The organism is Desulfosarcina alkanivorans, assembly GCF_009688945.1.
Taxonomy (GTDB): Bacteria; Desulfobacterota; Desulfobacteria; order Desulfobacterales; family Desulfosarcinaceae; genus Desulfosarcina; species Desulfosarcina alkanivorans.
On the sequence record NZ_AP021874.1, the window covers coordinates 600,923 to 613,483 of the forward strand.

At 41.9% G+C, this 12,561-nt stretch carries 17 protein-coding genes and 1 pseudogene; 14 read left to right on the forward strand and 4 right to left on the reverse strand.

Annotated features, from left to right (window positions below; translation table 11 throughout):
- Positions 1–309 precede the first annotated feature (309 nt).
- The 6 genes from DSCA_RS02730 to DSCA_RS31915 all read left to right on the forward strand — a co-directional run bounded on the left by DSCA_RS02730 (position 310) and on the right by DSCA_RS31915 (position 3,903).
- A complete protein-coding gene (locus DSCA_RS02730; protein ID WP_231716362.1) occupies positions 310–645 on the forward strand; it encodes a transposase in 336 nt (111 codons plus the stop codon).
- Between the two features lie 91 nt (positions 646–736).
- A complete protein-coding gene (locus tag DSCA_RS02735; RefSeq protein ID WP_155314960.1) occupies positions 737–1,519 on the forward strand; it encodes a transposase in 783 nt (260 codons plus the stop codon).
- Between the two features lie 25 nt (positions 1,520–1,544).
- On the forward strand, positions 1,545–2,078 hold the full coding sequence (locus DSCA_RS02740) for a methyltransferase domain-containing protein (RefSeq protein WP_331457144.1): 534 nt from the start codon (positions 1,545–1,547) through the stop codon (positions 2,076–2,078).
- A gap of 80 nt (positions 2,079–2,158) precedes the next feature.
- Positions 2,159–2,551, forward strand: coding sequence for a DUF2703 domain-containing protein (locus tag DSCA_RS02745; protein ID WP_155314967.1), 393 nt, complete (start codon positions 2,159–2,161; stop codon positions 2,549–2,551).
- A 212-nt stretch (positions 2,552–2,763) separates the two neighbouring features.
- Positions 2,764–3,537 carry a substrate-binding periplasmic protein gene (locus DSCA_RS02750; RefSeq protein ID WP_167527568.1) on the forward strand — a complete coding sequence of 258 codons (774 nt, stop codon included), beginning with the start codon at positions 2,764–2,766 and terminating at the stop codon, positions 3,535–3,537.
- A 159-nt stretch (positions 3,538–3,696) separates the two neighbouring features.
- On the forward strand, positions 3,697–3,903 hold the full coding sequence (locus DSCA_RS31915) for a hypothetical protein (protein ID WP_167527530.1): 207 nt from the start codon (positions 3,697–3,699) through the stop codon (positions 3,901–3,903).
- Here DSCA_RS31915 and DSCA_RS02755 read toward each other — a convergent pair.
- The 4 genes and pseudogenes from DSCA_RS02755 to DSCA_RS02770 form a co-directional block, all read right to left on the reverse strand.
- A pseudogene (locus DSCA_RS02755) lies at positions 3,810–4,178 on the reverse strand (transposase); the annotation flags it as partial. The gene DSCA_RS31915 and the pseudogene DSCA_RS02755 overlap by 94 nt on opposite strands.
- The gene (locus DSCA_RS02760; protein WP_155314970.1) at positions 4,096–4,332 is read right to left on the reverse strand and encodes a phage integrase N-terminal SAM-like domain-containing protein; all 237 of its coding nucleotides are present in this window, start codon (positions 4,330–4,332) and stop codon (positions 4,096–4,098) included. The gene DSCA_RS02760 and the pseudogene DSCA_RS02755, both read right to left, overlap by 83 nt.
- A gap of 179 nt (positions 4,333–4,511) precedes the next feature.
- On the reverse strand, positions 4,512–4,778 hold the full coding sequence (locus tag DSCA_RS33115) for a type II toxin-antitoxin system RelE family toxin (protein WP_155314971.1): 267 nt from the start codon (positions 4,776–4,778) through the stop codon (positions 4,512–4,514).
- Positions 4,775–5,026: a type II toxin-antitoxin system Phd/YefM family antitoxin gene (locus DSCA_RS02770; protein ID WP_155314972.1), complete on the reverse strand. Its 252-nt coding sequence runs from the start codon at positions 5,024–5,026 to the stop codon at positions 4,775–4,777. The genes DSCA_RS33115 and DSCA_RS02770 overlap by 4 nt, the downstream gene beginning before the upstream one ends.
- Positions 5,027–5,088: 62 nt before the next feature.
- Here DSCA_RS02770 and DSCA_RS02775 point away from each other — a divergent pair, with 62 nt between their 5' ends.
- From DSCA_RS02775 to DSCA_RS02810, 8 genes are all read left to right on the forward strand, one after another.
- Positions 5,089–5,919, forward strand: a complete 831-nt coding sequence (locus DSCA_RS02775) for a reverse transcriptase domain-containing protein (RefSeq protein WP_155314973.1) — start codon at positions 5,089–5,091, stop codon at positions 5,917–5,919.
- 119 nt (positions 5,920–6,038) lie between these two features.
- Complete coding sequence (locus DSCA_RS02780) at positions 6,039–6,386, forward strand: hypothetical protein (RefSeq protein WP_155314974.1); 348 nt, start codon at positions 6,039–6,041, stop codon at positions 6,384–6,386.
- A 116-nt stretch (positions 6,387–6,502) separates the two neighbouring features.
- The gene (locus DSCA_RS02785) at positions 6,503–7,786 is read left to right on the forward strand and encodes a toll/interleukin-1 receptor domain-containing protein (protein WP_155314975.1); all 1,284 of its coding nucleotides are present in this window, start codon (positions 6,503–6,505) and stop codon (positions 7,784–7,786) included.
- Between the two features lie 62 nt (positions 7,787–7,848).
- Positions 7,849–9,240, forward strand: a complete 1,392-nt coding sequence (tnpC, locus tag DSCA_RS02790) for an IS66 family transposase (protein WP_155314961.1) — start codon at positions 7,849–7,851, stop codon at positions 9,238–9,240.
- A gap of 106 nt (positions 9,241–9,346) precedes the next feature.
- Entirely contained in the window at positions 9,347–9,547 is a 201-nt protein-coding gene (locus tag DSCA_RS02795) for a hypothetical protein (RefSeq protein WP_155314976.1), read from the forward strand.
- 83 nt (positions 9,548–9,630) lie between these two features.
- On the forward strand, positions 9,631–10,041 hold the full coding sequence (locus DSCA_RS02800; protein WP_155314977.1) for a hypothetical protein: 411 nt from the start codon (positions 9,631–9,633) through the stop codon (positions 10,039–10,041).
- Positions 10,042–10,200: 159 nt separating this feature from the next.
- A complete protein-coding gene (locus DSCA_RS02805; protein ID WP_155314978.1) occupies positions 10,201–10,977 on the forward strand; it encodes a hypothetical protein in 777 nt (258 codons plus the stop codon).
- A 287-nt stretch (positions 10,978–11,264) separates the two neighbouring features.
- Positions 11,265–12,533: a S41 family peptidase gene (locus DSCA_RS02810; protein ID WP_155314979.1), complete on the forward strand. Its 1,269-nt coding sequence runs from the start codon at positions 11,265–11,267 to the stop codon at positions 12,531–12,533.
- Positions 12,534–12,561: the final 28 nt, after the last annotated feature.

A 12,561-nucleotide genomic window follows, 5' to 3' on the forward strand; every position in this document is an offset into this window, starting at 1 on the left:
GCCAAAAAGAACATTTTAGCCATGGCAAGGGCAAAACGACACTATATCCCAGGACAAATTTGGCACATTACGCACCGGTGCCACAAACGGGAATTCCTGCTCAAGTTTGCTAAAGACAAGCGACGATGGCTGCAGTGGCTTTATGAAGCAAAAAAGCGATATGGGTTAGTGATCCTTAACTATACGGTTACATTGTGAAATGGGGTCGGGCCGCGCTAACATATTATAATCAAAAGGAATGAACCTAAAACACGCTATGAAAACCGGCCTATATTGCACTTTTTGGGTGCCAAAAAGAACATTTTAGCCATGGCAAGGGCAAAACGACACTATATCCCAGGACAAATTTGGCACATTACGCACCGGTGCCACAAACGGGAATTCCTGCTCAAGTTTGCTAAAGACAAGCGACGATGGCTGCAGTGGCTTTATGAAGCAAAAAAGCGATATGGGTTAGTGATCCTTAACTATACGGTTACATCGAATCATATTCATCTTCTCGTAGCTGATGATACGGACCGCAAGACAATACCCAATTCCATCAAACTGATTGCCGGCAGAACCGGGCAGGAATACAATCAACGGAAAAATCGAAAGGGGGCGTTTTGGGAAGACCGCTTGGAGAAAGGGGTCGGGCCAAGCTAACTATTAAAAAATATTTGCAATTCATATAATTCTTGACCAAAAAACGGCCCTATATTGCATTTTTTAGGGGTAAAAAAGACGATATAGACGGATGGCCAGAGCAAAACGACATTATATTCCCGGGCAAGTTTGGCATATAACCCACCGATGCCATAAGAGAGAGTTTTTGCTCAAATTCTCAAGGGATCGTAACCGGTGGCTGCAGTTGCTTTATGAAGCGAGAAATCGTTTTGGGCTGTCAGTATTGAATTATGCCGTGACGTCGAACCATATTCATCTGCTGGTATCGGATGACGCGGGGCGGAAAGTCATACCCGATTCAATCAAAATGATAGCCGGTAGAACCGCTCAGGAATACAATCGACGAAAAAAGCGAAAAGGCGCGTTTTGGGAGGACCGGTATCACGCCACTGCTGTCGAGGGCGGTGAGCATCTATTGAGGTGCCTGGTATACATTGATCTCAACATGGTTCGTGCCGGTATCGTGGGACACCCTTCAGAGTGGGGTTATTCTGGTTACAACGAAATACAGAATCCAAAACGGAAACAAGTGCTGATAAATTATCAGAAGCTCAGGGAGTTGCTTGGATTCGGAACTTATGAAGAGGTCAAGTCCGCTCATGAAAAGTGGGTTGAAAGCAGCCTGGCTAACGGTGACACTGGTCGCGAAGAAAAATGGAGCCGAAGCATAGCCGTAGGAAGTAAAGATTTTATTGACAGAATAAAGACCAAGATGGGGATTATGGCTACGGGGCGCCAGAGAAGTGAAATCGGGGGATCCTATCAACTAAGGGAGGGGCAAACTGTCTATGGTGACCATTTTGGTGCCCAAAAGAGCAATATAGGCCCTGAAAATGCCTATTTTTGGAGCTAAAACATAAAAAATACTGTAGGTTAACTTGGCCCGACCCCATTTCGACCATTTCGATGATAATACGTTCGACGTTTCGATGGCACTACTGACCATCCATCACTGGTCAGATATCAGCAGGGGATTAAGCGAAATGCTTCGAGTCACAACAGAAAAAGTCATCCTTTTTACATGGATAGGATACGGTAATGATTTCTGGCTTGAGGAATATATTCCCGAAATTTGTGGCATTGATAAAGCACTTTTCCCTACTTTAATGGAAATGGAAAAAATGATTGGACCCATTACCGTGGAAACTGTTGAGATTCCGTATAATTGTACCGATGGATTTATGTGTGCTTATTGGCGAAGACCAAAATCATATCTGGATTCAGATGTTAGGAAAGCCATATCGACATTCTCTCGGGTAAACGAATTACAAAAGAGCTTACAGAACCTTGATGCTGATCTATCTAATGGAATCTGGGATAAAAAATATGGCCATTTACTTATGAAAGAGAGCATGGACTTCGGCTATCGTGTTGTCGTTCGAAATAAGGAAATCGCCCAACAACCGAATTAACGGCGGACTGGTAAAAGCCGCTCCGCTTCGCTATGCGCCTTCCGCCAACCGGTTATGCGAAGCGTTAGATGGAGAATATAATGCAAAAACTGACAATTCAGTGGCAAAGGCTACTTAACGATAAAAACCAAACCTGTCCACGGTGTAGTGAAACCGGAGAAACAGTGAATACTGGAGTTTTAAAACTCAAAAATGCGTTGGCCGAGTTGGGTATCGAAGTTGAATTGATACAAAAAGCTATAGATTTTTCAGTATTTGAAAACAATCCTCTCCAGTCAAACAGCATATTGATCAACGGCAAACTTCTTGAGGATTGGATAGGCGGTGAAACAGGCAAAAGCAAATGCTGTGATGTTTGCGGAGACTCCGAGTGCCGGACAATATCTTTCGGTGAAAATACATTTGAATCTATCCCGGAGAATTTAATCATCAAAGCAGGTCTACTGGCAGCAGCGGAACTTATTGAAAATTGAAAAAACCATATAGCAACCGCATTAACTCGGACTGGCCATTCCGCTTCGCTCCATTGCCAGCCGTTTATGCGGAGCGTTCAGCAGCAAAACAAGAACAATTGTTAATGAACATTTTGAAGATATGCAAAATGCTTTACAGGACTATTTAAAAGATTACAAATCGAGATTTATGCATTTTTTTAAACCTGATGAGTTTATTACAGGTGAATAATATGAATATGATTTTACGGTGTTTGATTTTAATAGCCCCTTTATTATTAGTCACGGGGCATACAGCTTCTGCTTCTGAAATAACTTTTTTAACTCATGGAGTTGAGGGTGCTACTTTTCTAGATGACAACGGGTTGCTTAGAGGAAAATATAAGAATGGTAAACGGGCGTTTACAATAGAATTAGTACTAAAAATGATGTCCATGCTCAATCATCCACCGTTATTTGAAATTGTCCCATTCAAAAGGGGTTTTATGTATGTGCAGAAAAAACCTGATTATGCCCTATTCAATGTTTCCAGAAAACCCGATCGTGAAAAAATGGTACAGTGGGTTGGCCCTCTACTAGACGAAGTCACTTTCCTTTATGAACTGGCAGACACGCCAACACCGGTTCTGTCACGTGATGATGCAAGAAAAGTCGATAAAATCTGCGTTCGAATGGGGACTGCTGACTATGAGGTTTTGGTTGAAGAAAATTTTAAAAATATTTATCAAAATTCTATCGGGGCAAACTGCTTTAAGATGTTGGTTATTGGGAGGGTTAATCTCGTTTCCAGTGATAAGCATTCTTTGAATAACAAACTGAAACAGGCTGGCATCCCTGAAGATAAAATTCGCCAGACACCTGTAATTGTACATAAATCCCAAGGGTATATTGCCTTTTCAAATAATATTCCCAAAGCTGTGATAGCGCAGTGGCAAAATGCCTTGGATTCCCTGAAGCAATCAGGAGAGTATGTCCAACTGGTAGAAAAATATCTTCTTACCGAGTGACCTGTCCAACGAATAAGGATAGGTCGTGAGAGCGCGAGCGAGCCACGATCTTATCCGGTGGTTGAACAAGCCCGATATTGAATGAGGATCTATTTATAAAGGAAATAGCTTTTCCGGAAGGATGTGGGCATCACAGTTCTTTGAAAATCGAAAAAGTGTATGGACGTACTTGTGCGGCTGCCTGGAACAGGCGTAAAAATCATCGAATTTTTTCATAAAGTCGGTGATTCCTCCTGTATTTCTCGTGAACAGCAGCCCACCGATGTTGTCGGTTATCCCGGTTTTAATCGAAAACCAATAATCACCATCGGTGATTTGCAACAAGGGCACGTAAAGGCCGGACGATCGCGAAGCGGAATTTCATAAATCGCCACATGCAAAACCAATTGGACCAGAGATAGGAGCTTTTTGGCATTGGCGTGTAAAAAGCCGTAGTCTCTCACTCTGCGAAAGCCCTTGGGGAGTACATGCTGCACGAGCAGGTAAATGAAATCCTCGCCGGGTAGTTTGCGGTATTTTATGGTTTCGGTTTCACTGTCGACATACCGAAAGGTAACTTTACCACTCCTGTTGGCGGTGATGTTCCTTTCGCTGATTACCCCTTTGTACAAGTATTTGGAAAGGTATTTGATGGACAACAGTGAGTTTGTCCGGGCAGCAACCAAAATGATCCCGCAAGCGCCGGATGGCCCTTGCGTATGCGTCCCGGGTCTTTTCACTCTTGCCCTGGAGCTTGAGCATTCGTAAATGGCGCTGATACAGTTTTTCGAATCGTTTGGTTTCTTTTGGGCCCATTGTATACTCCCTTCTTGTGATAACCGTCCGGAATTGGACGATTATGGAGAGTATACAGGTTTTGAATATTTTTTTCCGCCGCGTTAGCGGCTTCGTTCAACCAATCATTCCACTGGATTTCGCAAACAGCGCGAAACCAGTGAATTCAACGTTATAACGCAGAAAAAAGAGAAACGAAATTAGGATAGATTCCTATAAATATCTTTTCGGTGTCCGATTTTTACTATCAGAATTAGGAGAACGTCTTCTTGGACCTCGTAAATGATTCGGTAATCACCAACACGAACTTTGTGAAAAGGGTTGTTCCCCTTCATTTTAGTAATATCTGGACTTGGAAGACTTTTAGCCAGAAAATTAATTTTATCGATGATGCGTTTTCGTTCTGCCTTCGGTACCTTTTTAAGTGCTTTTGCCGCAGACCTTTTGACCTCTATCCGGTGACTCAAGACTCAAGTTCCTTTTTCAACTCTTCCCAGGGGATCGGTTCACCAGGTTCAGCCTTCGCCTTCCACGCATCCTCAATATCTATCTGGTCTTCTAATTCTTGCAAGAGCTTAAGTTCCTTCATTGAAACAAGAGCGGCGATTGGCTCTCCACGGCGTGTAAGAACAAAGGACTCGTTACCGAATGCTACCCTATTGATGATATTTGAAAATTTCTTTCTGGCATCGGCGGTTGTAATTTTGTTGAGCATAATAATCACCTCAAATGTACAAAATATTTAATATGTACAAAATGTATATATGATAATCCAAAATGTCAACAACAATAATTTATAATAATATCGATCACGACTGGTTGCTGCGGATGGTCCGGGAGCGGATCGACGATGCCGCCTTTCTGAACCTGATCCGCAAGTGGTTGAAGGCAGGCATCCTGGACACGGATGGGAAGATCATCCATCCGGAATCGGGAACGCCGCAAGGCGGAATCGTCTCCCCCGTGCTGGCCAACGTCTACCTTCACTTCGGTCTGGACCTGTGGTTCGAAAAACGGGTTAAAATCAACTGTAAGGGCAATGTATTTCTCCTCCGGTACGCTGACGACTTCATTTGCGCGTTTCAATATCGAGATGATGCCGAGCGGTTTTACCACGAACTACCCAAGAGGTTGGCCGAGTTCAATCTTACAGTGGCCCCGGAAAAGACCGCAATGTTACGCTTCAGCCGCTTCCACCCGGGAATGGAAAGGCGAATCGTCTTTCTGGGATTTGAAACCTACTGGATGGAGGACAGCAGCGGTGCTGTGAAAGTAAAACAGCGAACGGCACGCAAAAAGTTCCAAAGTGCCTGCAGGCGTATCAAGGAATGGATCAAGGAGAATCGGCATCTGAAAGGGCGCGAGTTTATAAAGGCGCTGAACCGCAGGTTGCAGGGGCATTACAATTATTACAACATCCCTGGTAATCTGGGTTCGATATGGCGCTTCTATTTCTGGGCATTGGAATGTGCATTCAAATGGCTGAATCGCCGGGGAGGCAAACGCAAGAGCTTCACCTGGAAGGTATTTAACAGGGCCATTGAACTATTAGGCATCGCCAAACCGAAGATGCGGATTGTCAACCGACAACATCGCGTGTTTGCCTGAACTTACGTCTTACGCGAAAGCGAGTACAACCGAGGAACCGGATGCGGGAAAACCGCACGTCCGGGTCTGTGCGGGGGGGGGCCGGGTAACTATCGTTCCTATCGTGAGATACATAAAAAATGAATAAAAATACAATAACTACAATCTTAATTCTTGCTATTATAGTTTTTACATTCACTACTATTAAATCACAAAGCCAAAGCTTAAATATGTCCCCGGAAATAAGGTATAAAATCAAAAAGAATGCTTTTAACGCTTATTTCAAGAAAATGAATCTTAATGTGCTAGCCGAAGAAGGTGTACGTGATATTAATATAATTAAATTAAAATCTTCGATAAAAGGTTTTGCTTCTAAAAACGAAGAAGTATATGAAGTAAGAATTAAAACCATTGGCAATGAACTTAGAGCAATATTGTATGTTAACTCAAAAGATAAAGTGCATTTTGTTTCTGGTCAATGGGATTAAAATAATTTAAAAATGTATAACAAATCGATTCAGGGGATTTTTATTTACGGCTGAAAAGCGCCGTAAATAAAAACCCCTGATCTCAAACGTTATCGCGTACAATAAATGAGGAGTATATGAAAAAATACCAAATTGCTCTGTCATTTGCAGGTGAAGATCGTGACTATGTTGAGAAAGTTGCAACCATTCTTCGTGAAAAAGGTGTTAATGTTTTTTACGACAAATTTGAAGAAACGAAACTATGGGGGAAAAATCTATACACTTATCTTAGTGATATTTATCAAAACAAGGCCCTTTTTACGGTCATTTTTGTTTCGAAAGCTTACAGGGACAAAATGTGGACCAACCATGAAAGAGAAAGTGCCCAAGCAAGAGCATTTACAGAAAGTAAAGAATATATTCTTCCGGCCATGTTTGATAATACGATCGAAATCCCGGGTTTATTGAAAACGACAGGGTATATAGATTTAAATGACTTATCACCGAACGACTTTGCTATCAAAATCATTGGCAAGTTGAAAAACGAAGGGTCTATGTCAACATCTGAGACATCAAAACCGAAAACAAATTCACCAGGCTTTATCCATCCCGAAAAAGACTTAAAAAAAATAATCGCTGAAGATGAGCTGTTTGATCGATACTTTTCAACAGATGACGAAACAAAGGGATTGATAAAGAATTTCGGTATTCAATACCACCAATACAGCAAGAAAAGTGTCCAAGAAGAAATTACCCTCCACTATTCTTTTCCTTTGATGACCAGAGCTTTAACAATGCCTTCATGTCTGTATTTTTTAAAAAATGGTTTTGAGCGTTGGAGCCAGTCTTATCGATTTTTTAAGGTTAAACCCGATGATGGTATAAAAATAGGAAAAGGATATCAAATACTGGAGGAGTTCAATAAAACTCCTTGGATACTGGTTCATTACAAATATTCTGGGGCCAGCTACCCATATTTAAAATTATTTTTTCTCAGAAAACATGAAAACTATAATACTAGTAACGCTCAGTATTTAACCATACATGCTAGGCCATTTGAAAGAAATAGTACAAAAATAACTTTAGAGTATCGGCATTGTTTCAAACCCAGTATTTTGAATTATTTGTTTGATCAGCTGGATAAAATCTTTGATAAGCAAAAAACCTTTGAGAATATAAATGGCCCAAACCTTAGTCGAAATTTAAAAACGATGGCAAAAGCCATCGACAAATTTGCTTACAATATTTTTCATTTTAAAAAGCTACTGATATACGAAAGTGAGGATACCCCTTATTGGCAGGAGTACATAGGCGGAGGAGACGGCTTTATTTATTATTATCGTAAGCATTCACGGGGTACTTTGATGGTCCGATTGGCTTCGCAAGTCCCCGAAATCAATACACAAAAGCAAGGTTCCTAACCATCTGGAATAATTCAAAATAAATCTAGATTTTTCTTTTTGGCTATGATAGGGTGCTTTTCATGGCACTCAAAAGACCTTTTTCGGAACTCGATTGGCAACTGACGCCAGAGCCGGTGCGTCATTACATCATGGCTCTGGAACGGACGCTTTTCGATATGGAACAGCGGATTGCACTCCACGAAAAACGGCTCGAGAAGCTCGAGGTTCGGACCCGGAAAAATTCTCACAACTCCAGCAAGCCACCGTCTTCCGATCCACCTTTTGCGAGGAAGAAGAGAAAGCAAAAAAAGAGCAAAAAGGCTAAAGGCGGTCAGAAAGGCCATAAGCCGCACCAGCAGCAAGTGCTGGACCCGACCGAGAGCTATTGGTTGACCCCGCAACGTTGCTCATGCGGGCATTCGGCTTTCGATCAGGAAAAGATGAAAACGTTTTACGTACATCAACATATTGAGCTTCCCGAAATCGAAATGCAAGTCAATCACTATCTTCTCCAGCAATGCGATTGCCCTAACTGCGGTAACGTGGTCAAAGCCATGCTGCCACCTGAGATGTCCACCGGTTACGGTCCTCGTTTTACCGCCTTTATCGGTGAACTGAGCGGCATCAAGGGCATGAGCCGAAACGATGTCAAAAAGTTGTGCGAATCTGTATTAGACATTCCCATTGCCACCGGAACCATCCAGAAAATTGTCGACCGCACCTCAAATGCGCTATTGCCAGTCTACGAACGCATCGGCCAGATCGCCCGACGCTTTTGGTGTAACTACATCGACGAAACATCCTGGTTTAAGCAAAATGATCTGCACTGGCTGTGGGCCATGGTAAATGAACGGGTGGCATTTTATCGTATCGACCCACACCGGTCTAAGGAGGCCTTCGAAAACTTAATCCAGGATTGGAACGGCATTCTGGTCAGTGATGGATACGGCCTATACCAAAAATGGGTGCACCGCCAAACCTGCCTGGCTCACCTGATCCGCAAGGCCGATGCCCTGACGGAAAGAAAGAAACCCGACCTTCGCCGCTTCGGAGAAATCGTCGCCGCCTGGCTGAGGCAACTGGTATCGTTTGCCAAAGAACCTCCCGACTCAAAACAGTGGTCGGATTTTTATACGTTCTTCTTGTTCACCGTCTCCCTTTGGGAGGAGGACAAGACCGATGCTGGTAGACTTGCCCGTCAGATCGTACGGGAAATGGACAGTCTGTGGACCTTTCTCGATCACCATGGCGTCGAACCTACAAATAATCGCGCTGAGCGGGCCTTACGTTTTGGTGTGCTGTGGCGAAAACGCAGTCTGGGAACCCAAAGCGAAAAGGGTAATCGGTGGGTCGAGCGGATCTTGTCACTGAAAGAGACCTGCCGTTTAAATGAAAAGCCCACGTTCCCATTTCTCGTGGAATGTATTGCTTCCTACTTTCGTAATATAATGCCTGACCTTTCCTGGATTTGATTCATACGGGAATATCCCGTGAACGCGTACTTATTATCCTGATTTGGACGGGAAAATAACGCCATATATAGGGCAGAAAGTTGAAGAGAGTGAAAGGGTTGGGTATGTGCATATTCCAGAGTCACATTCTACAAAGGAAGAGGCGAAAGAGGACAATTATATTCAAGTTGAAAAAGAAGGGTACATTTCTCATATAAAAAAAATTGATGGAGATAGGATAAATGGCGGAGATCATGTTTTCATTATTTGTAAAAGCCTTGAAGATGTTGACGCGTTTCAGAAAAAATATGGTTCTCACCAAAGATGATTAAAATAGCCATAGTAGCTAACCTTCCGTTTCACTGGACAAGCTGAAGCTTGCCTGTGAACTCAGCGTTAGGGTGAAATATCATGGATAAATATACTAAACATATTATCATTGGAGTTGTAGGCAATTATTTAATCATGACTATTGCATGCATTATTTTTAGCAAACCAGGGACATCAATTATTGCAAGCAGATTTGATGCCTGTATGCTGTGTATATTTGTAGGTTGGTTTTCAGTTATCCTCAATTTGATTTTTCCAGTAGTTCTCATAACAGTTTTTTTTGGAATAGCACGTTTAAAAAAATATAAATTATCTCCTTTTTTTATATCATCTTCTATGATCTTGTATCCGATATGGATGATTATATTTCAAAAAATGTTTGGATTTTATGAAAAATCTGGAGGATTGTGGCAGCCAGTTATTATCGGTGCAGTTAGTTTTTCATTAAGCTTTTTTCTTGATAGAAAATTGATAGTAAATAATAGAAATTAATGTATATATATACTATTCTTTGCAGTTTGCATTTCAATTGGGATTGGTGCACAATTAAACTGATGATATCTTATACGAGCCAAATAAATAGTTATGCAAATCTTATGTATCGTCATCAGTTTTTTTATAGTATGTCATTTGTCATGAAAGAGGTGCTTTATGACAGGACCACCCGAGAAAAATTGTAAGCTACTCGAAGAGAACTCATTTTTAAAACAAAAAATTCAAAATTTGGAGCAATCTTTATCCGAACGCAGGGGGGTAGAGGAATTGCTTCAGCTTGAACGCGAATTGTATATAGATTTGCTCAAATATCAACCTGCTGGGATATATCGTCTTCGCGTATTTACTAGTAAGAAACTCCCCAAGAGTGCATGGAGCAGTTCGGATAACCCTCCATATATTTTAGAGTTGGTTAATGATCGCTTCTGCGAAATTTTGAGGATTAACAGAGAAATATTTAAAAACAACCCCGGTATAATAATCGATTTGATTCATCCAGAAGACAAAGCAGAATTCATACGTGAAAACGAAGAATCAAATGCCAACATGAAGCCATTTATGTGGGAGGGGCGTTTATCTATTGGGGGAAAAATCCATTGGATACATTTCGAATCACTGCCACGATTAGTCGCAAACAAAGATGTTCTCTGGACAGGAATCCTCTATGATATCACAGAACGTAAAATACAAGATCAGGAGATGAAAGAGCTTGTTTTCAAACTTCAAAAAGCCTTAGAGGAAATCAAGACATTAAGAGGTATTGTCCCCATTTGCGCCAACTGTAAAAAGATACGAGACGATAAAGGATTCTGGGATCATGTTGAGATCTATGTGGCAAAACACACCGATGCTCAATTTTCCCACGGTATTTGTCCTAGTTGCGTGAAGAGCCTCTACCCTGAATTCTCTGAAAATGAAAATGCAGAGTTATGAATAGGATTCATTCGTGTTCAATCCACACTTTATTAAGAGTATACCAATAAAAAAGCACCCTTCATAAAATAAGTACCCAAAAATTAGATTTTATGGCAGCAATTTTTTACAAGTGAACTCTTCATGGTGCATCTCCATTGGTTTTGTTTGTGAATAACGTATAGAAGGTAAAAAGGTTACAGTTTATTTTTTTGAAGGGGATCTGCAAAACCATCGACAACTTTAGTTAAATCAGTAAAGGGGGCGCCCATTTGAACCCCATTTGCCCATTTGACGGAATGAAATAAATGAAAAATTTTTTGATTAGCTTTTTTGTTCTATTTGCGTTCGTCACACCGTGTTGTGCGCAAAACCAGACTGCTGACAATTTGAAAAGCTTTGATATGGTCTGGAAAACGGTGAACGAAAGCCATTTCGACCCGACCTTTGGCGGTATTGACTGGAAGGCCATGCGCGACCGCTATCATCCCCAAATAGTATCATCCAGCGGCATTGAAGATTTCAACCGGATAACCAATAACATGCTGTTTGAACTTAGATTGTCTCATCTTCTTGTCGCCACAGAAAAAATGCTAAAGACATACATGCCGACTCTGTTTTCAGAAGGCACCGTTGGCATCGATGTGCGATGGATGCAAAACAAGGTTGTCATCACTAAAATCAACCCCGGATGTCCAGCCCAAAAGGCCGGCTTGAAAACGGGGTATGAAATTAAGGAAATCGATGGCCGGGATGTCAATGAGATAATCCAGATCGCTGAAGTACTGCCACCATACAATGTCCGTAACCGCAGAGGCGGAATTTCAAACTTCATTATCGGTCATCTCAACGGCCCGCCGAATACCTTGGTTTCCATTCGCTATGTGGATGAAAATTCTTTGTTAAAGGAAGCAGCGATTTTGCGCCAGTCAAGAGGAACAGGCAAGATCATCAGTGATGCCATGCCGCCTGTTTTTATCGAATTCGAGGCCAAAAGGTTGGAGCGCAATATAGGGTACATCTGGTTCAACCATTTTGCAGACCCTGTGGATAAAGATTTTGTTCAAGCGCTTGAGATCATGCGGGATACGTGCGGGCTCATTTTCGATTTGCGTAGCAACCCTGGAGGAAATTTTCGTGTAGTGGATACTATTATTGAACAGTTGATTACCGCAAAAACACCACTATACCGATTCCGATTCAGAGAAAAAACTGTCGAAAGAAGTTTAAATCCTTCGAAACACCCGTATGAAAAACCAGTTGTCGTGCTGATTGATGTGACCAGCATGTCATCCAGCGAACATTTTGCGGCCTGCCTGAAGGCGATTGGACGTGCAGCTATTGTCGGAGAACGAAGTCCTGGCTATCTTTTGGGGTCCAAATGGATAAAACTGCCAAATGGCCTATCGTTTATGCATTCATTTCTACAACCAATTCCCTTCGATGGACAGATTGTTGAAGGCCATGGAATAAAGCCTGATCTTGAAATCGGACTCAACCGAAATGATTTGCTGAAGGGAAGAGATAATCAGCTGGAAGCCGCCATAGAGTATATTTTGGAAGAGAACCTACAATGAGGGTTAAATCCTTCGCGACGATCTATGA